Genomic DNA, 23,135 nt, shown 5'->3' with positions numbered 1-23,135 from the left:
CGATAAGTTACCTTCGATAAGTTACCTTCGATAAGTTACCTTCGATAAGTTACCTTCGATAAGTTGTTTATAAAATTAATTTAATATATTTTATACCGAATGCAATTTAACCAATATAATCCTGGGTTACCAATCCCGGACAGACATCATTAAATCTGCCCGCCAAAGGGATTGCACAAAAACGTGGCTTCGAATTTACAGCAAATTTGTGACACTGCCCTTTTTGATCTTTTATGTACCAAGAGATAAAGGAAACAAAGGTAAAGGAAATTAAGGCAAAAGGATTGGAATAAAAGAATTTGAATAAATAAAACTGGATAAAATAGAAAAATGCAGAAAAATGGATAATATGCAGAAAAAAGACAGTTCCATGAGTTAACCGCAAAGCAGAGCTGTTTAAGAAGAAATCCCGACAGCTCTGCCTCATCAACTCTGCCCCATTTACATAAATTGTCTGTCAATTATCTGTCAATTGTCTGTCAATTGTCTGTCAACCAGCTGTCTTTGCTTCTTAGCAGGTTATATGGAACATTGCAGAAACTCTGCCTTCAATTTCATTCCAGCGTTCAACAGCCCAGGGAGTCGGGAAAAGCTCGATCCCGCATTTCTTTCCCGTGAAATAGTCTTCCGCCTCCTCAGAAAGTTGCACAAAACCGGTCTGTCCGGTACCGATGATGATTTTTTCAGTCCCTTCCTCGTAGATATGCTCTGCTTCTTCAAGAGATATTTTGTGGGAAGTCCCGTATTTTTCTTTTGAAAGCATTTTTTCCCGATTTTCTACCCTGCCGTCGAGGCGGATGAGAATATCGTAATCAAAAGTCTCTCCTTCTACAGTTATAGAACCAAAACTTGTGGAATCAATCTTTGGTTTCATGGTCTACCTCCTGAAATAAAAACTGAAACAGATAACTGAAGATATCTCATATTCTTTAATTGTGACGCATACTTCATATAAGTAACAGAAAATTCCCGAAAATGCATAACTCCACACAATTATGGGGCAATAAGGAGCATGTGAGTATTAATTTATATTCCAGTGAAAACAATTAAACTTTGAAACAGATTAAATACAAAAAAATAACCGGAGATGGGACACAATGGACAGCGAAATAACTGGACTTTATTCGATAGAAGACTTTATAAAAAACACAGGAGAAAAAGACCTTGGACAGGGGGTTTTTGAACTTGAACGCGACCGCTTGCTTGAGGTAAATCTTAACGGCATGGTCTGGACAAAAAGGGGCTCAATGGTCGCATACACTGGAGACATAAGGTTTATCCGGGAAGGAGTCCTGGAACACGGACTTGGAAAGCTCGTGAAAAAATCCCTGACAGGAGAAGGAGTAAGCCTGACAAAAGCCGAAGGCTAGGGAAAACTGTACCTTGCAGATGATGGCAAGAAGGTCTCGGTCCTGAAACTTGAAAACGAATCCATCTTCGTAAATGGCAACGACCTCCTTGCATTCGAAGACTCAATCAGCTGGGATATCAGAATGATGAAAAAAATTGCAGGCATGATGGCCGGAGGGCTTTTTAACGTAAAACTGGAAGGGACAGGGATGATAGCAATCACCACCCACTACGACCCTCTGACTCTGCGGGTAACCGCAGGACATCCGGTCTTTACCGACCCCAACGCCACTGTTGCCTGGTCAGGAGACCTGGAACCGGAGATAAAAACCGATGTTTCCCTCAAAACCTTCGTAGGAAGAAGCAGCGGAGAATCCGTCCAGATGGCTTTTAAGGGAGAGGGATTTGTAGTAATTCAGCCCTATGAAGAGGTTTATTTCCAGACCCAGACCTGAAAATAAGCCCTTTTTTGGAAGATTTTCCTTCCTTTTTTGGGAGTAATTCTTTCAGGAACTCAATTTTCAGAAGTTATTGCCTGGCCTTCATCCCCGGAAGCTACCGAAAACCGGGACTTTTCCTTTTTAGAACATTCCATTGCGTCTTCCACAGCCTCCCTGATGATATATCCAGCTTTGTGCAGGATAGTATCCCCAATCTGAGGGTCTTTGTCCATGCTTCCGGTACAGGGGTAGGAATGGTGAGCTCCTGAGATGGTTTCTTTGTATTCCGATAGATCGGTCCAGCCGAGCTTCTTTGCGACAAACCAGGTTGAGCCGCAGGGGGCATCCCGGATTACACCTGCTCCTATGAACATTTTCCCGTCAGGGCTCATCTCGACCCTGAGCACCGGTCTTCCGAAGCCAAGGTCCACGAAAGCATCTATGATTGGCTTTCCAGTCTTTTCAAGGGCACAGAAGGGTTTTGGAGCCTCGAATTCAATACCTGTGGTTTCGAGTTCTTTTCTGAGCTGCTCAAGGACGCCAGCAGGAGTCTTCTTTGAGTCTTCAACGGGTGCAATTACGGCTTTTGCACCTGTGTTCTTCACGACTTCGGGAATGGCTGCAAGGAGATCTGGGTGGATCCCTATAGCAAGGATCAGATCACATTCTGGCAGCTTTGGAGGCAGGAATTGTGAGGGCTCTTCAATAAATGGAGGCAGGTCTTCCGGAAAATCATGAATTCCCACAATCAGGTTTGCATAAGATTTCCTTGCCTGACGGCAGTGATTGCAGAGCTCACCGCACGACACACAGAAATTTGATGAATTTATCAGATTCTGGATAACTTTTTTTCCGAGTTCGCCTGTATAAAGTACGAGGATTCTCATATTTTTGCTCCTCCTTTTTCAAGGATTCCAAAGTCACTATGCAAATTCATTTTCTTTGCTTTGTAATGATTTCCCTGCCTGTTTTGCCTCTCCGAATGAAAAATACAGAGAAAGAATCTGTTTTTGCGGGAATTGCTTATATGCTTTTAAAATGCAGTTGATAGAAGGTGCTTTAGAAAGCATACAATTCAGACAGCAGATGACTTTCACCTGTAATCGTCTTACTATACATTATAATTATTTGTTTCAATCTATAAATAATGGGAGTTTCATAGTAGAAATCAGTATCCACACCTATACTCTCTTATGACCGTTCTACAGAACCATTTTTGTCACGCTCGACGCAGGAGAGCGGCTTTCAGACAAAATAAGAAGAGAAAATAAGAGCCTGAAAGTGAAAACTACTGAAAACGTTGTAAGAAACTAATAGATAAAAATGACCGGGGAAGCCTATAAGAGATCAACAAAAAAATCAATAAAACTAGCATAGGAAAGCAACAAAAAACCTGTAAGTATACCAAACGGAACAGAATTAAGTTTTATCTGAAAAAGACTCTTTGATATGTCGTTTTTTAATCTTTTTTTTCTTCTGTTTTCGGTCTTTTTTTCCAGGGCCTCCAGACAAGCTGGCGGAGGCGCTTATATTTACCTGTGAATTAAATACCGGTTTTCGATGTTAAGGATAAATTCTCTCAGCCCTGGAATATTTCTCCAATGTATTGTTTCTCTTAATTGCGGTGTCGTTTTGTCGGACGCTTTTTTCTGGCTGACGGACGGGTTCAGACCCTGTGTGGTGCAGGAAGAGAGAACTGAAAACTTCCAGATCCGGGTGCCGAAATAGATCAAATCATTGATCAGTAACCACTGAAGTACCGGGAAAGGGGGAAATATAATGTAAAGAAAGAAAATGTAAGGTAAAAAGGGAAAAGATAGGAAAAGAAGAGAAGAGAAAGGAAAAAAGAAGAAAAATCCGTGGCTCGGTTTTCTTTCATTCTCCAAGTTTTAAAGCCCCGTGCGGGCACATCTTGATGCACATGCCGCACTGGATACACTTCTTTTCGTCCACGCAGAGGCTCCAGGTCTCATCAAAAGAGTAAACATTCATCGGGCAGACGGAGATACAGGCTCCGCAGTCAACACATTCTTCCTCATCCCTGTGAATGGGACGGTCCAGAATTGCAACTATTGCTCCTCTTGACTCGAGAGCTTTTTTAATTCCGTTGAACCTGGAATCATTCACGTCTGCGATCAGTTCTCCGTAAGTCGAGTCAATATTAGCGACCATGATATTAAGCATGATTCCTGTATCGATAATGGACTCGGAGATAATGGGATTATGGATCCTTTCTGTAGGGATGCTGATCTTTATTTTCATGCTCAGTACCTCCTTGCAAGGAGTTTGCTTATGTTGTCACTGGTGATTATTCCAAGGACTCGTCTCTGTGCATCGATTACGGGCATTGCAGAAACCCCGTAGCGGTCCAACCTGCGAGCTGCAAGATCCACAGGTTCGTTTGGGGCACAGGTAAGGACTTTTTTCGTCATGACGCTTTCAACGGAGTCAAATATGTTTTCAGCGACGGCTTTTGAGATATCCCAAGCGGTAAGGATTCCTAACAGTTCACCTGTATCCGAAATCACAGCAAGGTGGTTGAAGGAGTTCTCCCATATCTTCTTTGCAGCGTCCTGAACCGTCTGGTCCTTTTTGATTGTTACAATAAAATCAGACATGACGTCTTTTACAAGAGGTACTGCCTGAGTCTGTTTCATGGATTTTGCTGAGCCTTCACAGCAAAGTTTTTCCACAGGCATGCTGACAAAGAATTTCCCGTGCTTTACCCATTCCTTAAGTTCATTTGCAATCTTTCTTGCGTTCTTGAAGCTTGAGAGGGAGGAGGTTAGAACATCCTTTTCTTCAATCTGCACCGAGCCTGACTTGAGTTCGGCATAGTTTACCTGCTTGATCACTGGCTTATCCCTGCTGCCCACCGCATAGTCGAGGATATCGGTCATAATGTCCTCATCACGCACTGCAGTTGAAGCTGCGAGTTTTTCATTAAGAATAGGGATCGGAATTCCAATTCCCATGTAAAGGGTTGTTCCGTAGCCCGTAAAAGAAGCAGCCCTTAAGTAATCAGGGTTCATCTCTTTCAGGTTCCCTTTAAGCATGAGAGTCCCAAAACCACTGGAGGGAGAGTGCTGGGTCCCGTTTCCGATAATATAGCCCTGGGCTCCACCCATAAAAATCCTTGTGCCTGTCCCTATAGTCTCATAGCCAGGATCATTTGAGAGAGGAGACAACACTCCAGCTCCGGAATAGGTTACGTTTCCGAAGTTGGGTAGAAGCTCTCCCATATAAGTATTCAGAATCCTTTTTGAACTGTTTGTTGCAGCCGCATATTTCTGGTAGGCGTTTCTGGGGTTGAGGAGGACAGCTTCGTTTAAGTCTTCAAGGGTAATTGCTGTATCAAGCACTTTCCTGGGATAGCAATCTGTCCCATAGGAGGTTGCATGCACATTAATTTCTTTTCCTCTCAGCAGGTCTTCAATAACATGTGCCCCACCATACTGCATCCCCCTTGTGTCCGATGTCTGGGCAGCTCCAAGGTAAGCGTCAACAGCAGCAAGCCCGCTGTATGCCTCAACATTATTGAACCATAATTTTTGAATTTTAATTGGGGGTTCCGAATGACCCAGATTAAGCATCAAACCTGAAGAGCACATGGCTCCAAAAGTGCCTGTAGTTACCACATCTACTTCTCTTGCAGCACCTTCCACACCAAGGTTTTCAACAATCCCGACCATTTCCTCGGCTGTGACTACATTGACGCTTCCATCTTCAATTTTTTTATTTATCTCATGAACCGATTTTTTAATCATGCGGGTTTCCTCTTATCATAAATTTATCTAAATGGTAATTTTTGCCAGAATTATATATTACTTGTGATAATCCCGAGGTTAACAGCCACTTCCGGAAGAGGGAAAAATTTCTGGCTTTGCATAATTTATTTTAAGACTTCCGCTGTCAGAGCTTCATATCAATGACCTATAATCATATTTATGAACCATATATATTACTTGCGATAATTTAGAGCATGTTTCCACAAAGGTTATTTCTTAAGTTGGCAATAATTGTTAACAGAATACACAGGTTGAATACTGTCCTGCCACATGGAATTTTAAGAAGTCAGGGAGTGGGGTTCTTTTCAGTAAGTTTCTTATGCTTACAGGATATTACCCGAGACCAGGTGATTTATTGACGCGTGTACTTGCTACCGGAACTTTTGACATTCTGCATCCGGGACATGTTTATTTCCTGGCCCAGGCGCGAGCTCTTGGAGATGAGCTCTTCGTCATTATTGCCAGGGATTCCAATGTGACTCATAAGCCAAAACCAATAGTTCCCGAGGAGCAGCGGCTTGAAATGGTAAACGCACTTGGAACGGTAGACAAAGCCCTTCTTGGCAGTGAAATAGACATTTTCGAACCCCTTAAAGTAATAAAACCGGACATCATTGCCCTGGGTTACGATCAGTATTTTGAAATTGAGACTCTGGAAAAAGAACTTACTAAAAGAGGGCTCCCTGCAAAAGTAGTTAGGGTTCCATTTTCAAAGGAGTGCCCCCTCTGCAGTACCGGCGCAATCATAAAAGAGGTCATTAAACGATATGGGTAAACTCACCTCTACCGTATTTATATTAAGAAAATACTTTTTTGACCTCTTTTTAAAAAGATCGCTTCGGAATAGTATTTTATGCAAATACTTTTTCAAGCCTGTCAAGAGCTTCCCGGATTCTATCAACGGATGTTGCATAGGAAATCCTGATAAAGTCCTCTCCGGAATACCCGAAAGCAATTCCCGGGGTCACTGCCACATGAGCTTCCTTCAGGAGCCTTTCAGCAACCCTGGTCCCGTTTCCATACTCGCTCACATTGGCAAAGGCATAAAAGGCCCCGTCTGGCTTCTTGCAATCAAGCCCTATTTTATTCAACCCGTCGATGAGGATATCTCTGCGCATTTTAAAGCGGTCAACCATTGCCTTAACCCCATCCTGAGGGCCCTGAAGGGCTTCGAGCCCGCCGTACTGAACAAAGGTGGTGGCGCTGCTTACGGAGTGGGACTGGATTTTCTGTAGAAGCTTAAAGATCTCAGGGGGAGCGGTAAGGTATCCAAGCCTCCAGCCAGTCATTGCGTATGCCTTGGAAAAACCATTTACAGTGATGGTTCTCTCCTGCATCCCGTCAAAACTGCCAATACTGATATGTTCCCGGTCATAGATGATTTTCTCATAGATCTCATCTGAAACTACCAGAAGGTCGTGGTCAATTGCGAGGTCGGCAATGCACTGTAGAGTCTTTTTTCCGAATACTCCGCCTGTCGGATTTCCAGGGCTGTTTACAACAATGAGCTTTGTTTTATCGTTTATGTAATCGGCGAAATTATCAGGCAGGAAACCTTTTTCAGGGACTGTGGGTACCCAGACCGTATCTGCTCCTGCAAAACGGATGCAGGCGTCATAAGTTACCCAGGCCGGGTCAAAGAGGAGGGCCTGATCCCCGTCGTCGAGGGCTCCCATCATTATTTCGAAAATCCCCTGCTTTGCGCCCGGGGTGACCAGAACATCTTTTTCAGTCACATCCAGACGATTTTCAGTCCTCAGTTTTTCGGCAATGGCTGCCCTTAGCTCGGGAACACCTCCAGAAGGGGCGTAGTGGGTTTTTCCCTCATACATAGCCTTTGATGCAGCATCGCAGATGTTTTTAGGGGTGTCGAAATCAGGTTCGCCAAGGCTGAAATTGATTACGTCCGTACCCTCTTTTATCATTCTGGTCGCGATGTTAGAGATTCTGATCGTTGCAGATTCTTCTACACGCTTGAGCCTTGCGGATGTCATAGGGATGGTCCTGGTTTGTTACATTTTTACTAGCTTATTGAAGCTTCAAGGAGCTTCACAGCCGCCGCACCAGCTTTACTGCAGCTTCGACTGCTCTTTTAGCATAGTCGACACGTTCATGAGCAGCCATCCTGGTCATACCCGGACCCGGAATTCCGAGAGCTACTGGCTTGTCGAACTCAAGGGAAAGATCCATGATCTTCCTTGCGGCATGCTGCATAACCACCTGATCGTGGTCGGTCTCACCTTCGATTACCGACCCAATGGTTACCACTGCATCAATGTCTTCTCTCTGGCAAAGCTTCTTGATTGCAAGAGGCATGTCAAAGACCCCGGGTACAAGAATGGTCTCTTTAACTGTTGCCCCCAGGAATTCTGCATGCTCTCTTCCAAGCAGCTCCATCTGGTAGGTCAGATCCCTGTTAAATTCAGCTACAACAAATCCTAGGCTGATAGTCATTTGGTAAGGTCTCCAGTATTGTTTTTAACTTAAAGTCACTTCACATTCTCAAAGGACCTGCGTCCTCAAAACCCTGCCTCTGACCGGTACCGGCTTCCCTAACCAGTTTTTCCGGCTTAAAGAGCAGCTTTATCACGTTTAGGGCGTGTTCCCGAGTCCGTCTGTCCATGAGAAAAGCAAGTTCTTTCTCATCTTTTCCTTCGTCCTCGTGGACAAAGACCTCGATAATATGGGTGTTGGTCATAAGCTGGGCCATGATAAGGCCCTGAGAAGCTTCATGAGCGCACATTTTGTCTTTTTGCTGAGCACCGGGCATTCCAAGAGCCATTACGATATCGCAGCCTTCTTCTTCGATCAGTTTTTTGGCTGCTACCGGAAGGTCCTTTATCCCGGGCACGGTTATCCTTTTAATCTGTACGGATACATTTTTCTGTATCTCATCGATTGCTGCACGCCCCATATTATAGCGCGCAAACGTGGTATCTGCAATTCCTATTGTGGGCATGTGAATCCAATCGGAATTTAAAGGTTAATATTCTTCTGGTTTTCCTGAAACATTTATAAACTTTGGTTATGAAGATTTTTTGAAATCCCCTCATGACCTGTCAATAACACGTGTTGCAGCTTCCGTGCCTGCTCCCACGTTGTCAATGTAACCCCGCTTCTTCAGCACGATTTCCAGCTGCTGGATAGTGGAGAACACATCTCTTGCAGTTACATTCCCCATACTTCCAATCCTGAAAATCTTGCTCTTCAGGCGTTCCTGCCCGCCAGCTATAATTACTCTCCTTTTCTTCATATCGTTTTTAATGTTTTCCCCATCAATCCCTGCAGGAGATTTCATTGCAGTTATGGTATTGGAATACTGGCTGTACTCGTTAAGCTGAGGGAAAATTTCTATGTTCATTGCGCCAGCTGCTGCCCTTACTGCTTCGGAAAAAACCCTGTGCCTTCTGATCCTTGCATCCATGCCCTCTTCTTTAACGATGTGGAGGGCTTCCTGAAATGCATAAAATAGAGGAATAGCAGGAGTGTAAGGTGTTTCCGGTCTGGGTTTATCCCCGCTCTTTTTATATGCCTTAAGGTCATTATAGTAAGGCCCCTTCTTCATGCCGTTTATGGCCTCAAAGGCTTTTTCGCTTACGGATACAGCTGCCATTCCTGGCGGAGCTGCAAGGCATTCTTGTGAACCCACTATTGCAATGTCAACACCCCATTCATCGACTTTGACTTCATCTCCTCCAAGGGAGGTTACGCCGTCCATAATAAAAAGAGCATCGTGTTTTTTTGCAAGTTTGCCAATTTCTGCAGCAGGATTCATGATACCTGCAGAGGTCTCGTTGTGAACAAGGGTAATGGCTTTTGCTCCTTCCTCGAGCTTTTCTTTTACCTGTTCAAGATCAACAGGAAGCCCCCATCCAAACTCCAGGGGCACCACTTCAGCATAGAGAGTTGCAAGGTCTTTGAAGCGCTCTCCGAACTTTCCGTTCTCTATAGAGATAACTTTATCCCCTCTTCCAGCCACAGACCCGACTGCGGCTTCCATTCCAGCAGTCCCAGAACCGCTGAGCAAAAATATATCATTTTTTGTCTGAAAAACATCTGCAAGAATTCCCCTGCAATCGGTATAAATTTCGGCAAATTCAGCACTCCGGTGATTGATCATCGGTTTTGACATTGCTCTGAGGACTCTGGGTGCAACAGGTACGGGACCAGGCATCATGAGAAGGGTATCTTCCAGATCCATGTATGTTTATACTCCACACATTTTCAAAGATTTAATCGGTTTCATTTTAATTTATTAAGGTAATTTATGTAAACCCTATGATTTTCAATAAGGATTCAGGTTTAATTGAATCCTAGTATATAATTCATGTGCTTTCCATGTTCAGTCTCAGATTTTGACATTTAAGGAAAAAGGGTTCAGGTAATTTGTCCTGAAGGAGTTTCATCACGTCATGTTTCGTTACAATGTCTATGACTGTTCCTTTTTCTTTTATTAAGGTAATTTATGTAAACCCTATGATTTACAATAAGGATTCAGGTTTAATTGAATCCTAGTATATAATTCATGTGCTTTCCATGTTCAGTCTCAGATTTCGGCATTAAGGAAAAAAGGTTCAGGTTATTGGTCCTGAAGGAGCTTCATCACGTCATGTTTCGTTACAACGCCTATGACTGTTCCTTTTTCTACAACAAGTATGGCAGGGTTTCCTTCCAGTATATGCGAAACTACTGAGATTGATATTCCGGGAGCTACTGTTGGGAACGACTCCCCCATTATACCTGAAACTTTCAACTGAGATATGGATTTTTTCTTGTTCTCACCCATCAGTTTTACGATCATATCTTCCGAAACACTTCCAACCGGAATGCCCCTATCAAGCACGGGAATCTGTGAAAAACCATGAATGTGCATAAGGTTTACCACCTCTTCTACCGAGTCTTCAGGAGAAACATGAATGGCAGGGGAGTGCATCAGGTCCCTTATGATGATCTGCTGCTCCTTCTCAGCCTCCTCAAAAGCATCAAGGATTTTCCTGACCGTCGAAAGTCTGGGGTCTACATCTCCCGATTCGATACGGGCTATAAGGGGCTGACTTACACCTGCCCTTTTAGCCAGATCGCTCTGGGTAAGCCCTAGTTCATTCCGTCTTTTTTTAAGATCTTCGGGTGTTGGAAGCTGCATATATATTACCGATAGTAATTATGATATTTAATGTCATTGGTTAACATTATTTGAAAGGTAGATATATAAATTGCTTTCAAGAACACGAAATCCCAATTAGAAATAACCTGCAAAATATTTTTCCAACAAAGAATAAAATCTAAAAATAGTTAACTTTAAACATTGATCAATGCAGATACAGTACAAAAAAATTAAAAATTAAAAACACAAAAAAAAAATAAAAACGAAAAAAAGAAAAAATAATTTATATTTTCATTATTAAATATAAAAGGGGTTTTAAATATAAGAGGGGTTTTCTATTTCCTTGGACTTCTTGGTCCTCAGTTCGCCTTTAATAGCTTCATAATATTTCATGGTATCCGGGGTAACTGAAGGTCCTGTCTCTTCAATCGCTTTAAGAAAATGTTTCTGTTTGACCTTTTTTGCATGGAGTTCTTCGCGCAGGGCATACCTCCCTGCCTTTTTGCATATGGCTGCGAGATCTGCACCTGTATACTGGTCAGTCAGGTCAACAAGTTCCTCAATATTCACATCCTCCGCAAGAGCCATTTTCTTTATGTGGACCTTGAGGATTTCTCTCCTGGCCCCTTTATCCGGGATAGGCACCAGAATAAGCTCATCAAAGCGCCCTGGCCGTATCAGAGCCGGATCAATGATGTCAGGGCGGTTAGTTGCGCCAATCACCACAACACCCCGGAGCTCTTCGAGTCCGTCCATTTCGGAAAGGAGCTGATTAAGGATCCGGGCCGTAACCTGCGGCTCCCCTGCAGAGATCCCACGGATGGGGGCAAGAGAGTCAAGTTCATCCAGAAATACAATGGAAGGAGCAACCTGCCTTGCCCGCATGAAGACCTCAGCAATCCTTTTTTCTGACTCCCCGTACCACTTGGAGAGGAGGTCACTTCCTTTGGCTGTGATGAAGTTGGCGTCGGATTCATGGGCAATGGCTTTTGCAAGAAGAGTCTTTCCAGTACCAGGAGGACCGTAGAGAAGCACACCTTTTGGAGCTTCAACTCCTATGTCCCGGTAAGACTCGGGGTTTTTAAGCGGCCATTCCACGGTTTCTTTCAGGAGGCACTTTACATCTTCCAGACCGCCCACATCGTCCCAGCTGACATTGGGGATCTCAATAAGGATTTCCCGGACGGCTGAGGGCTGGACTTCTTTCATGGCCTCTTCGAAGTCTTCTCTTGTAACCTGCAGGGCATCCAGGATTTCTGCTGGGATCTGGGGTTCTTTCAGGTTGAGCTTCGGAAGGATACGCCGAAGAGCACTCATAGCAGCTTCCCGGCAGAGAGCCGCAATGTCAGCCCCCACAAACCCATAGGTAATCTGGGAAAGGTCCCTGAGGTTTACGTCCTCGGTAAGAGGCATCCCCCTGGTATGGATCTGGAAAATCTCAAGCCTTCCTTCTGTATCTGGAACCCGGAGTTCTATTTCCCTGTCAAATCGGCCCGGGCGGCGCAGTGCAAGATCCAGGGCTTCGGGGCGGTTTGTTGCACCTATCACGATCACGTTCTTGCGGCTTTTTAAGCCGTCCATAAGGGAAAGGAGCTGGGCGACCACCCTTCTCTCTACTTCTCCTGTGACCTCCGCTCTTTTTGGGGCAATGGAATCGATCTCGTCCAGAAAGATGATTGCAGGGGCATTCTTTTCGGCATCATCGAAGATATCACGGATCGCTTTTTCAGATTCCCCATAGTATTTGGACATAATTTCCGGACCGTTGATGGAAATGAAATAGGCATCAGACTCATTTGCAACCGCCTTTGCAAGCATGGTCTTGCCTGTCCCGGGAGGCCCATGAAGCAGCACCCCTTTCGGGGCGTCAATCCCAAGCCGGTCAAAAAGTTCAGGGTGTTTCAGAGGGAGTTCTATCATTTCCCTGACTTTTGTAATGGCATCCTTGAGCCCGCCCAGATCTTCGTACATAACGGTAGGAATAGTCTGTTCCGGAGGAATTTCCACGGCTTTGGGGAGGAGTTCAATTTCGGTCATGTCCGTGATCTTTACGATCCCCGACGGGGAGGTAGAAACAACCTGCAGCTTAATTTCCCCAAGCCCGAAGGAGGGGCCAAAACCCTGCCCGAAAAAGTCCTGGAAAAAGTCATCGAACATGAGCCCCTTGCTAGAACTGTCTCTCTCCCTGGACTTCCTTAAGCTAGTGGTGGAGATAAAGTCCCCTTTTGAAACCGTACGGTTCATGAAGACCGCACTGAGCGTCTCACTGGGAGCATAGATCTGCATGCCCTTTGTAACGGGAGACAGGGTCACTTGCTTTGCTTCTTTCCATTCGGCTTTCCAGATCTCCACATATTCCCCTATACTGGTCTTTGCATTGGTACGGATAAGCCCGTCCATGCGGACAATATCAAGCCCGGAATCACTGGGATAAGGACGTCCTATAAGTGCAGAAGTTGATTTTCCGCCTTTGATTTCCACAACATCAAAGGGTTTCAGACCTAGTTTCTCCCTGAATATTTCATCAATTCGGACAATTCCTTTTCCGACATCCCGTTGATCGGCTTCTGCAACCTTAAGTTTTACAATCGATTTATCCCCCTCAATCAAATGACACCCTCCATCTCCATCTCCATCAGTAAAATAGTCCCCTCTGTAAAAGTATACAGCTTTTTGAAAAAATAAAAGCAATATGTGGCTTGTCGGGCTTGTTTGGCTTTACTCACTTACTCTCTTTGCCTCTCCATCAAGCTTTTTTAAGTTTGTAGGGATAGGGTTTTCTTTGAGAAGCTTTGCGAAGTACACAAGATTATGTGCCATGTATCTGACTGTCCGATTCGTATAAAGGTGCTTTTCCCCTCCGGCTTCGATGTAACTGGGTCCCGGACCTGCATCACCAACCCAGTAACAGTCAACATTGGGAGGCACAGTACATCCGAGATGGGTCAGGTTGAAGAGCGTGGTTGCAGCAACATTGTGTGCTCCATCTTCATTGCCGGTGACTATAACCCCTGCTACCTTCCCATAAAGAGGATACTGGCCTGTTACGGGATTCCCTTCCATATACGTCCCGTCCAGCCTTTCGAGGACCATCTGGGCCACCGAAGAGCGGACGCCGAACCAGATAGGAGAAGCTATTATCAGGATATCGCAGGTTTTTATTTTTTCAAGTATAAAGGGCCATTCGTCTTCATTCCCTTCATCTGAGGAAACCCCGAAAGCTATATTGTAGTCAACCGCCCTTATGACCTCACTCTCAACACCAAGGTCTCTAAAAATAATCATAGCCTTGTCAATAAGAGCCCGGGTGTTCGATATCTGAGGTGATTTTTTCAGTGTGCAATTCAAAAAAAGAGCCTTTATCGCCATAATAGATATGTTTCTAAATACCGTTATATATACGGGAGCGCATAAATATTCAGAAAGATTATTGCTTAACTAAATTTCACTATGAGTTTAATGAAAATAAAAAAATGGAAAGCCCGAAAAAATAGAAAATGCAAAGAGAAATGCAAAGAGAGTAGATGAAAACAAAATAGAAACATCTAAAATGAAAAAAGGAAAATTATTAGAGTTTAAGTTCTTTAGCCATTTCCTGAAAAACTTTTCCTTTATCAGTCGTGATGAAAATACCGTTTTCGTGCCTTATAAGCTCTTTCTCTTTCAACATTTCCAGATACTTCTGAGCAATGTTAAAGTTAAGATTTACCTCATAAACGATATGTGTTTTCTTTGCCCCGTTCATCGCCACTCTTAAAATATCTACTGCTATATCTGTCCTGCTTCTTCTTTTCAATACTTACTCCTCCCCCACTGTAGATTGAAATAATCTTTGTAAGATCAACGCTTTCAAAATATATTAAAGCGTATCTTTTTGTAGGTAACAAAGATTCTAAGTCTTTATCGTTCCCCTTTCTATATAACAATATCAGTATTATATAAAGTATTAAGTTTTAAAAGGAAAATTTAACCTGCACTTGATACACAATGATACACAATGATACACAATAATACATATATGGATTGCTTCTAGATAAAAAAACTACTCAGTTTTAAACGCTGGTTAAACTCAAAAAAGATTAGTGGGCCCGCTGAGATTCGAACTCAGGATCCCCGCCGTGTAAAGGCGATGTCATGACCGACTAGACCACGAGCCCAGTTTGTTATTAGTCACATATAAGTCATATTTACCATATAATTGTTTTACAAGCAATTGCTTGAAATGCAAATCCAACATGTCACTAGTTATATATATGTCTTTTGTTCGGAGAATTTTTTAAAATATTATTGATACTGATGGTTTTTATAGGAAGAAGCGTAAAACCCCAAAGTTTTTAGTTCCGCGGGATATAAGCGTCAGCTTTCATATATTTTTCAATTGTTGATTCTGCTAAACTATTTTTTGTATTAAGTTAATTTAATAGTAGATACTGTCACCACAACCCAAAATGCGAAAACCAAGCTAAGGAAGTTGGATAACAGAGTATCGCATACCTGAAGAGATCGGGAACATTAAGCCGGAGAAGACCGGAAATTCTAAGCATCTCAAGTAACCTCACGCTCATATACCCTATTTCACCTGTGGCATATTCCATTTCACCTGTGGTATGCGGGGTAAAGTCTGTATGGCTTGTCCTCAGAAGAAGGAAAGATGACTCAGGAAGCCGCTGAATCTTTAGTTTAGCGATAGTTCACATAACACATACTTTCACCTGTATCTTTCGGATAGAGAACTGAAAACAACTGAAAAGAAATAGAAAGTTTACTACTCTAAAAGTATGAAAATACTTGCCATTTGCGGGCATTCTTTCACAATTATTATAATCAGGATAAATACAAGCAAAATATATTTATACGAGATTAACATGATCTAATGTGTGAGCGGGCCTCTCTTTTGTAAGATAACCCCAACCCCCCAACACCCCAATTCATACTCCCCAACCCGCTCATACTAATTCTATTAAAATCTCACACTAATTTTATTACTACTGCATCAATTCCTAATTAATTCCTCTTTCTTTTTAATCTCTCTTTCTTTTTAATCCCTCTTTCTTTTTAATTCCCCTTTCTTTTAAATTATAATTCCACCAGGCATTTCAGCCCTTTTTTCCATATTATATTTCCATGTAAAAATGACTGGCTTTTCGTTAACATGGTCGATATATAGATCAATTCGTCCCCCTAACTCCTTTATTGAGTCAACTTTTATTCCTCTCAATATGCTTCTTGTCATTTTACTGAAAAAACTTTCAATTATATTTAGCCATGAAGCATATTTGGGTGTGAATACAAATTCAAATTTATCAGGAACAGTTTTCAGGTATTCTCGAGTTTCTATTGATGTATGTATTTTGTGATAATCCATCAAAATTTAGATATTTTTTTCATCGTAGGAAATAATCACTGATTCAACTTCTTTTTTTTAGATATTATCACTTAATTCATTAGCTTCTTTTATATGTAACTAATACCCTGGCTGCTTTTTGATCAAACTCCGGATCAACTTTAACAATATAAAATCTGATCTTATGTGGTTTTATGTTACTTGCATTGAGAATTTTTGAAATTGTCCCCTGATTTATCGAAGATAAATCAGAATGTCCTTCTATGATACAATTCTTAAGGATATGTTCTTAAGGATATGTTTGGCAAGAAGTCTCTACGTCCAGATTTCATTAGGATAACCAAGATTTATTAGCTTCATACATGCAAATGACATTACAACAGCCCGTGATTTGGGACTAATGTTTTGAGGCCTTCCACTTCTGGATTTATCTATTAAGCCTTCTTTAACCCCTAAATTTAAAACCCCTTTGATCCATTATCTTACAGTTTTGTAATCTACTTTTAACTTTCTGGATATCTTAGTGTCGTTTTTTCCATGATAGCTTAAAAGTATGATTTAAGATCTTTCAACAATGCTTGCTGCTTGATTTCTAGAATGGTTGAGCTTGATAAGACAATCTAAATTTTTTGAATGAATGATAATTTGGGGCGACGGCTTACACAAGGCATAAGGCAATTTATTGAATGATTAATATAATTAGTTTAGGAATTTATATTAGAATCTATGCACTACTTATTCAAAAAGCATTGTTAATTGCCCACAACTTATTATATATCTACAAAGGTTAGCTGATACTCAAATGAGTGTCATCCTTTCTTATCCGTTCTTATTCCAGTGTTATTAATCCATTATCTGACTGCACGTGTTCCAGAAAAATATTATTTTTAAGAACATTTTGAGAATATAGTAACTATAAAACTGTAATTATATATTGTGATGAATTATATAGGAAGGTATTTATAGTATGTAATATTACTCATGCATAGTGAGCGGGTCTCTTTTCCATAGTATAACCCCAAACCCATATCCCCCAACTATTCCCCAACTATTCCCCCCAACTCCCCAAACCCGCTCACAAACTATTCTCATGGCTTTTTTTTCTCAACTTTATTTCAAAATAATATTATTATCTCAACATTTTGTAACTTTGTTCAAACCATTCTCAACTTTGCCAGCTCTTCGTTGTTTTGTGTGAATAGCTTTATCATAACCAACGTGATCTTGAATTGAAAATCATCTTATCCATAGAAAATGACGAAGAGCCACTTTACTTATATAATCTCAATTACACCTGCAGTATTCCAACTAATCTTAACTTCTCTTAACTTTTCTTAACCCTTCTTAACCCCTCTTAACTTTTCTTAACTTCTCTTAACCCTTCTTAACCCCTCTTAACTTTTCTTAACTTCTATTAACTTATCCCAAACAGCCATAACTTATTAAAAATGTCCTCGTACGGAGTACAGTTACAATAGAAACATTCTGAAATTCTAGTCCAAAATAATAGAAGCATTCTGAAATTTCAGTCCAAATTTCCCAAACACCCCAACACTTTTATTAATTCAAAATCAACTTTATCAGTTCCGCTCATATAATACTTCAGGTCATTTTTTGCGGCAGTTAGGATTTTTTATCGTTAAAGATGATTTGGGTTTCAAATATGTCTGGAATGCCAAGCCCACTAAAAATCAGGACAATGAACTTTTTTTAAAATTGAACCGGAGTAAAGTAATAAAGTCAACTACCCCTGAGCTAAAGATTCGGGGAGTTCCTGCTGAAAGTTTATGAGGCATGCATAAACCAGCTATCTGAAGAAATATAAATGTAAAAAAAGTGTAGGGAATATAAAGAAGAACTTTTCTGGATTGAGGATTCCAGAAAAAAAAATAGTGAACTATTAACACTCCAGACATATTTAAAAGTCGAAAAGTGTTTTCTGGTTTTTAGGCTCAGCTTTTTTCAAAACTTTTCCTGTGCTATCCTGCATACCTGCGGAGGTTGAAGCTTCATCAGATATCCTTTGTTTTGATGGGTCACTGTTAGCTAGAGCCTTCTTTTTTGAAGATATAGAAGAGATATTCTTCTCTACAGATTTAGAAACAGGTTTCTTTTCTGGAAGGGGAGTGGAAAAAGAGAAGAAATTATTTTCTGCAGGTTTCGGACCCTCAGGCAGCATATTCCCTGAAGTCTCTTTTTTTTCGTGAATCTCCGAAGGTGTGTCAAATCCCATAAGAAGGGTTTTCTGCCCGGCTTCCGAAGGCTGAGAATCAGAAGCTTCAGATTTACCGGCCTGGACCCTCTTTTGAGTCCCCTTTTCGTCCTCCAGAATTACTGCAGGGCAGCTGAGAGTTCTCTGTTTATTGTCTACTGCAGGGGCAGAAACTTTAAAAAAATTCGGCTCTTCGGTCTTATCCTTGCTTTCATCGAGAAGTTTCTGCGCCTCGTCGTAAATTTTCTGCAGCTTTTTACTTGCCTTTGCACTTCCTGTAAGGTACATTAGCTCTTCAAGCTCAAGCCCGAGGTTTGCAGTAACTTCAACTGCAGATTTCTCATCCTTCAACATTCGCGAGTAAAACCCTAGAAGGTTGTTCCTCGAATAATGCATTGACTCAAAGCTGTGCTCCCCGATTTTTGAAGCGATATTGTCTCGCATATCCCGCTTCGAACGTGTCTGCCCGAGCCTTCTCCAGAGTGAAGGCTGCTGGTATTTGATAAAGCCCGGATACGACCTTGTCTTTGAAAGAGCAGCTCCGCAGACCATAAGCATGCTGGCATACCTCCACATCCTGTAATTCTGGCGTTTTTTTACACGCCCCAGATAAAGGTCAGCCTTTGAAAGATAACCAAAACCCATCCTTATATCTTCGAGGCCCCCGTCCTTGCGGGCATACTGGATAGGCAAATTTTCATCAATCCAGTGCACGAGGTCCTCAGGACTTTCATCAAGCCCGCGTGCAGATTCAAGAGCTTTTTTACAGTCAGTACTTTTAAAGATCTTCTGCATCACCTTAAAGATATTCTCCTTGACGTCCCTGCCTGCAGTCCCGATATCCTCAACTTCGAGCGCTTGCTTCCCGTTCGCTGCAGCCTGGAGGTCATTCATGGCACTCCTGAAATCTCCACCCGCGTTTTCCGCGATCTGCAGGACAGCTTCCTGGCTGCAATAAACTCCCTCAGCCTCACAAACTTTCTTCAAAGCAGGGACCATGGAACGGCTCTGCAAAGACCCGAACTTTATTTCCAGGCATAGATTCCTGATTGTAGGGGTTAACCCATAAATGTCATTCGCAATAAGCACGATAGGCTGGAGTGTGGCTTTTATGATCCCGGCAATAGCCCTCATTCCACCCCTATCCGAAGTCCCATGGATATTGTCCGCCTCATCAAGGATAATAAGACGTTTTCCACCAAAAAAAGTATTCATTGACGCTGCAGAACCAGCGACCTTCTCAATAACACCTGCAGTCCTCTGGTCACTTGCATTGAGTTCAATGACCTCCCAGTCCAGATCCCTGCCAAGCGCATGAGCACTTGAAGTCTTCCCTATCCCAGCAGGCCCATAGAGTATCACTGCCCTTCTCTCAGGAATCCCGGATTGCCATTCCTCAGCCCATACCCTGAAATCCTGCACTGCCTTCTTGTTCCCCACGACATCTCCGAGGGTCCGGGGTCGGTATTTTTCAGCCCATTCGATTGCCGACATCATCTTAAACCATACCAATAAAAAAGGAACTCATTATTAACTTTATATGTTTCAATTTGTTCATACAGTCCAGCGCCTGTACTTCTACAATTTTCCCAGCCCTCTTTTTAGAAGAAAACATAACTATAAAACATAACTATAACTCAGTCCTCCTACCTAAACAATTAGCCTATCCCAAAAGCCATTTAACTTATACTCATTTACAATTTTTAAAATTATTTTCAAGATCAGAAACCTGGTCGATTATTCGGGATATAAGATTCGAGAAGCAAATTCTGAGTTTTGGGATAAGCTCAATGTTAATTACCCATAATATTAGCCTGTTTGAGCTAGTGAAGTTTACTACTATAATCTATAAAGTAGTCCTCTTGAGCGCAGCGAAAAGGACCGCGTACTCCCGAGGCGCAACTCGGGTGGGGCAAAATTAATTAATGATTGTGTTTGTGTTTCTTAGGACTACTTCAAATCTTACATAAAAGTCTGGATGGATATGGAAAATAACGGCATGTATGCCCTCCTTGAGGCTATCGAATCACGAGCCCGGTCGAACAGGGCAAGGGTGGCTATGGGAATAAGGGATCCAAACCCCAAAACTCTTGAAAGTGCATGGAAAGCCCAGGAACTGGGATACGCACATGTTGTCCTTGTAGGGAACAAAAAAGAAATTGACGAGATAGGGACAGCACTTGAAATTGTGGATACCGATAACCCCGAAAAAGTCCTTTCAGAACTCCTGGTTTCAAGAAAGGTGGATGCGGTTATAAGAGGCACTGCAAAGGCATCCGGAGCTATTTCAAATCTGAAAGAAGCCCTTGGAATGAAAAGGGTTTGCAGACTTGCCCTGCTTCTGACGGCGGATGGAACACCGTTCTTCCTTGCCCCTGTTGGAATAGATGAAGGAAACACTATCAAAGATAAGCTACGTATGATTACCCTTGGTGCAGAACATATAAAGAGGTTAGGGGTCGAGCCTGTAGTAGGAGTACTTTCCGGAGGCAGGATAGGAGATATAGGGAGGGACAGGCGCGTGGACAGAACCCTTGCGGATGGAGAATTTGTAACCGGACAAGCTCTGGAACTCGGGATTAATGCCAGGCACTACACCATTCTTATTGAAGACGCCATAAAGGAATCGAACTTCATTGTTGCCCCTGACGGGATCTCGGGTAACCTTATATTCCGGACCATTGCTTTCCTTGGCGGAGGCGACGGACTCGGAGCTCCGGTATTAATGGACGATTATGTGTTTGTGGACACATCAAGGGTAGGTGGGCATTTCACAAAAGCCATTATGCTTGCAAGTGCACTATCCCACCTTCACAAGGAAAGAAAAAAGGTGATTCACTGAAGACAATTGTAGAGAGCTGGCCCCCTGTAAAAGGGGACTACGTCACAGAAAAACCGGACTCCAGGATTGCAGTCGTAACCCTTGCAAGCAACTTTGACGCCTGCCCTGGTGCCGCCATCTGGGGGAGTTCAAAGACTGAAAACCTGGGTGTCGAAAAAATAATTGTAAACGTAATTTCAAACTCCAATATCCGTTATATCCTGGTCTGTGGGACTGAGTCAAGGGGTCATCTGGCAGGCCATACCCTGCTTGCAATCCATGCAAATGGGATTGACGAAAAAGGCAGAATTACAGGTTCTCAGGGTGCAATTCCTTTCATAGAAAATATCTCCAGAGATGCAGTCGAACGTTTCCAGCAGCAGGTTACACTCTTGGACAGAATAGGATTAAACGACCCTGAAGAGATCCGGAAGATTGTGGAGGCTTATAAAGATAAGGGCGAAGCATACCCTGAAGAGCCCATGGTTGTCTGCACCCCGAAAAAGAGGCAGTCCTCTTTTACAGGCCCCACTTCAGGGGATGTGATAGTCTCAGAAGAATTCGTAATGGATTCAATGGCAGGAATTATCTACCTGGCAGAAGCGAATTAATCATCGAAGTAAGTGAATTTTGAGAAGTGTGGATTTTGAGGGCGTAAAGATGTTTAAGTTCCAGAAAGAACAGGAAATTGCTAACATTGCTGGGGTAAAGGTAGGTGGACAGCCTGGAGAACTACCTACAGTACTTGCAGGGACTATTTTTTACAATAAACACGAAATCGTACAAGACGCAGCAAAAGGACTTTTTGATAGAGCCGCTGCCGAAAAACTCGTAAACCTGCAGGAGGTGGGTTCGGATACTACCGGAAATCCCCATATAGTACATATCTTTGGTACAACCTTCGAGAGTATCACGCATTATATTGATTTTATTGCAGAGATCTCGGATTCTCCGTTTCTTATCGATTCTCCCGAAGGGAACGTGCGTGCCCATGCAGCACAATATGTGAGTGAAATAGGGCTTGCAGACAGAGCAGTCTATAACTCCATAAACATGAGCATAACTGCGTCTGAAATCGAGGCTCTTGCACAGTCCGATATTGACAGTTCTATTATCCTTGGGTTCAATGCAACGGACTCCTCCCTCCAGGGCAGGATGGAACTGCTCGAAACGGGGGCAGGGCTGTTAGAAGAAGGTCTCCTCTCAGTTGCAGACAGGTGTGGAATAGTTAACAAGCTTATTGACCCTAGCATCACCCCTATGGGAAACGGAGCCGGAATAGCTCTCAGAATGACCATTACCGCAAAAGCAAAATGGGGACATCCTGCAGGCTCGGGAATTCATAATGCTCCCTCAGCCTGGAACTGGCTGAACAGGCAAAAGGAAAAAGACCCGGTCCTGTACAAAATCTGCGATGTGGGCTCTACCTGCCTACAACAGGCAGCATGTGGAGACTTCATCCTTTATGGTCCGATAGAGTATGCCCAGTATGTTTTCCCTATGGCTGCAATGAGCGACATCATGATTGCCGAAGCCGTGGCTGACCTGGATATCGAACCTGCAAACAGACATCCGATTAACCTGCTGGTTTAACTTGTTTGAATACTTCTACTAGGAGAACAGGAATTCTATAGCAAGATATCCATCTTGCCCAAGAAATTCTTCTCTTGATCCCGAAAATAGGTTTCTACTTCAGAGATTATTAAACAGATGTGAAAGGAGTATTTTCAGATACAATTTAATTTTGTTTTGATTTCATTCTCACAGGCTTTTACTTCAATATTACATTCGGCAGGTCGACGTTTAATTATTAATTATTTTTATTGAAGGTGATTTTGAAATAATACTCCCTAATTGTGTATAGTTGTTAGGTTTACATATGGTCCAAAAAGAATCTCTCATATTATATTTTAACAAAAAAATTGTTCATTGATTATATATGTCGTGGGAGTTGAGACACACGTTAACCAGTTTTTAATATAACATATAGTTAGCTAAAGTTCTAAAACAGCATCGTGGAAAATAGTCAAAATTTCAATGTCGCACCTGCCGAAAGCAGGTTCAATTTTACTTTCT

Annotated in this window: 18 protein-coding genes, 1 tRNA gene and 1 pseudogene; 5 read left to right on the top strand and 15 right to left on the bottom strand. The window is 42.4% G+C overall.

Annotation, left to right across the window (positions count from 1 at the left end):
• Positions 1–511: 511 nt before the first annotated feature.
• On the bottom strand, positions 512–874 hold the full coding sequence (locus MSWHS_RS06770; protein ID WP_048127076.1) for an Mth938-like domain-containing protein: 363 nt from the start codon (positions 872–874) through the stop codon (positions 512–514).
• Between the two features lie 223 nt (positions 875–1,097).
• On the opposite strand from MSWHS_RS06770, the pseudogene MSWHS_RS06765 reads away from it, so the two are divergent.
• Positions 1,098–1,805: pseudogene (locus MSWHS_RS06765) on the top strand (AIM24 family protein).
• Positions 1,806–1,864: 59 nt separating this feature from the next.
• Here the strand turns inward: MSWHS_RS06765 and MSWHS_RS06760 are convergent.
• The 3 genes from MSWHS_RS06760 to MSWHS_RS06745 all read right to left on the bottom strand — a co-directional run bounded on the left by MSWHS_RS06760 (position 1,865) and on the right by MSWHS_RS06745 (position 5,557).
• On the bottom strand, positions 1,865–2,677 hold the full coding sequence (locus tag MSWHS_RS06760; RefSeq protein ID WP_048158876.1) for a DUF166 domain-containing protein: 813 nt from the start codon (positions 2,675–2,677) through the stop codon (positions 1,865–1,867).
• Positions 2,678–3,665: 988 nt separating this feature from the next.
• Complete coding sequence (locus MSWHS_RS06750; protein WP_048127071.1) at positions 3,666–4,052, bottom strand: 4Fe-4S binding protein; 387 nt, start codon at positions 4,050–4,052, stop codon at positions 3,666–3,668.
• A 2-nt stretch (positions 4,053–4,054) separates the two neighbouring features.
• Positions 4,055–5,557 carry an L-aspartate semialdehyde sulfurtransferase gene (locus tag MSWHS_RS06745; RefSeq protein ID WP_048127070.1) on the bottom strand — a complete coding sequence of 501 codons (1,503 nt, stop codon included), beginning with the start codon at positions 5,555–5,557 and terminating at the stop codon, positions 4,055–4,057.
• Between the two features lie 340 nt (positions 5,558–5,897).
• Here MSWHS_RS06745 and MSWHS_RS06740 point away from each other — a divergent pair, with 340 nt between their 5' ends.
• Positions 5,898–6,353, top strand: a complete 456-nt coding sequence (locus tag MSWHS_RS06740; RefSeq protein WP_048127069.1) for an adenylyltransferase/cytidyltransferase family protein — start codon at positions 5,898–5,900, stop codon at positions 6,351–6,353.
• 76 nt (positions 6,354–6,429) lie between these two features.
• Here the strand turns inward: MSWHS_RS06740 and MSWHS_RS06735 are convergent, their stop codons facing one another.
• The 11 genes from MSWHS_RS06735 to MSWHS_RS06685 all read right to left on the bottom strand — a co-directional run bounded on the left by MSWHS_RS06735 (position 6,430) and on the right by MSWHS_RS06685 (position 19,735).
• Positions 6,430–7,572: a pyridoxal phosphate-dependent aminotransferase gene (locus MSWHS_RS06735; protein ID WP_048127068.1), complete on the bottom strand. Its 1,143-nt coding sequence runs from the start codon at positions 7,570–7,572 to the stop codon at positions 6,430–6,432.
• Positions 7,573–7,627: 55 nt separating this feature from the next.
• Positions 7,628–8,032 (bottom strand): 6,7-dimethyl-8-ribityllumazine synthase, encoded by a 405-nt coding sequence (gene ribH, locus MSWHS_RS06730; protein ID WP_048127066.1) that lies wholly within the window; start codon positions 8,030–8,032, stop codon positions 7,628–7,630.
• A gap of 40 nt (positions 8,033–8,072) precedes the next feature.
• Positions 8,073–8,537: a riboflavin synthase gene (gene ribC, locus MSWHS_RS06725; protein WP_048127065.1), complete on the bottom strand. Its 465-nt coding sequence runs from the start codon at positions 8,535–8,537 to the stop codon at positions 8,073–8,075.
• A gap of 90 nt (positions 8,538–8,627) precedes the next feature.
• A complete protein-coding gene (locus MSWHS_RS06720) occupies positions 8,628–9,779 on the bottom strand; it encodes an alanine--glyoxylate aminotransferase family protein (protein WP_048127064.1) in 1,152 nt (383 codons plus the stop codon).
• 378 nt (positions 9,780–10,157) lie between these two features.
• Complete coding sequence (locus tag MSWHS_RS06715) at positions 10,158–10,721, bottom strand: CBS domain-containing protein (protein WP_048127063.1); 564 nt, start codon at positions 10,719–10,721, stop codon at positions 10,158–10,160.
• Positions 10,722–10,997: 276 nt separating this feature from the next.
• On the bottom strand, positions 10,998–13,292 hold the full coding sequence (locus MSWHS_RS06710) for a CDC48 family AAA ATPase (protein WP_048127061.1): 2,295 nt from the start codon (positions 13,290–13,292) through the stop codon (positions 10,998–11,000).
• A gap of 108 nt (positions 13,293–13,400) precedes the next feature.
• Positions 13,401–14,051 (bottom strand): flavodoxin family protein, encoded by a 651-nt coding sequence (locus MSWHS_RS06705; protein ID WP_048127056.1) that lies wholly within the window; start codon positions 14,049–14,051, stop codon positions 13,401–13,403.
• Positions 14,052–14,250: 199 nt separating this feature from the next.
• The gene (locus tag MSWHS_RS06700; protein ID WP_048127055.1) at positions 14,251–14,478 is read right to left on the bottom strand and encodes a winged helix-turn-helix domain-containing protein; all 228 of its coding nucleotides are present in this window, start codon (positions 14,476–14,478) and stop codon (positions 14,251–14,253) included.
• Between the two features lie 287 nt (positions 14,479–14,765).
• Positions 14,766–14,839: transfer RNA gene (locus MSWHS_RS06695), tRNA-Val, on the bottom strand.
• A 914-nt stretch (positions 14,840–15,753) separates the two neighbouring features.
• Positions 15,754–16,047 (bottom strand): transposase, encoded by a 294-nt coding sequence (locus MSWHS_RS22240; RefSeq protein WP_048127047.1) that lies wholly within the window; start codon positions 16,045–16,047, stop codon positions 15,754–15,756.
• A 1,897-nt stretch (positions 16,048–17,944) separates the two neighbouring features.
• Positions 17,945–19,735, bottom strand: a complete 1,791-nt coding sequence (locus MSWHS_RS06685) for a replication factor C large subunit (protein ID WP_048158874.1) — start codon at positions 19,733–19,735, stop codon at positions 17,945–17,947.
• Between the two features lie 487 nt (positions 19,736–20,222).
• Here MSWHS_RS06685 and mtxX point away from each other — a divergent pair, with 487 nt between their 5' ends.
• From mtxX to mtrH, 3 genes are read left to right on the top strand one after another with little or no spacing between them, the layout of a single operon-like run.
• Positions 20,223–21,080: a methanogenesis marker protein Mmp4/MtxX gene (mtxX, locus tag MSWHS_RS06680; RefSeq protein WP_048127043.1), complete on the top strand. Its 858-nt coding sequence runs from the start codon at positions 20,223–20,225 to the stop codon at positions 21,078–21,080.
• Positions 21,077–21,670: a tetrahydromethanopterin S-methyltransferase subunit A gene (locus MSWHS_RS06675; RefSeq protein ID WP_082088044.1), complete on the top strand. Its 594-nt coding sequence runs from the start codon at positions 21,077–21,079 to the stop codon at positions 21,668–21,670. The genes mtxX and MSWHS_RS06675 overlap by 4 nt, the downstream gene beginning before the upstream one ends.
• 49 nt (positions 21,671–21,719) lie before the next feature.
• Positions 21,720–22,652 carry a tetrahydromethanopterin S-methyltransferase subunit H gene (gene mtrH, locus MSWHS_RS06670; RefSeq protein WP_048130264.1) on the top strand — a complete coding sequence of 311 codons (933 nt, stop codon included), beginning with the start codon at positions 21,720–21,722 and terminating at the stop codon, positions 22,650–22,652.
• The last annotated feature ends 483 nt before the right edge of the window (positions 22,653–23,135 follow it).

Origin of the sequence: Methanosarcina sp. WWM596 (genome assembly GCF_000969965.1) — an archaeon.
Lineage (GTDB): Archaea > Halobacteriota > Methanosarcinia > Methanosarcinales > Methanosarcinaceae > Methanosarcina.
This window is presented reverse-complemented; position numbering and strand designations above follow the sequence as displayed.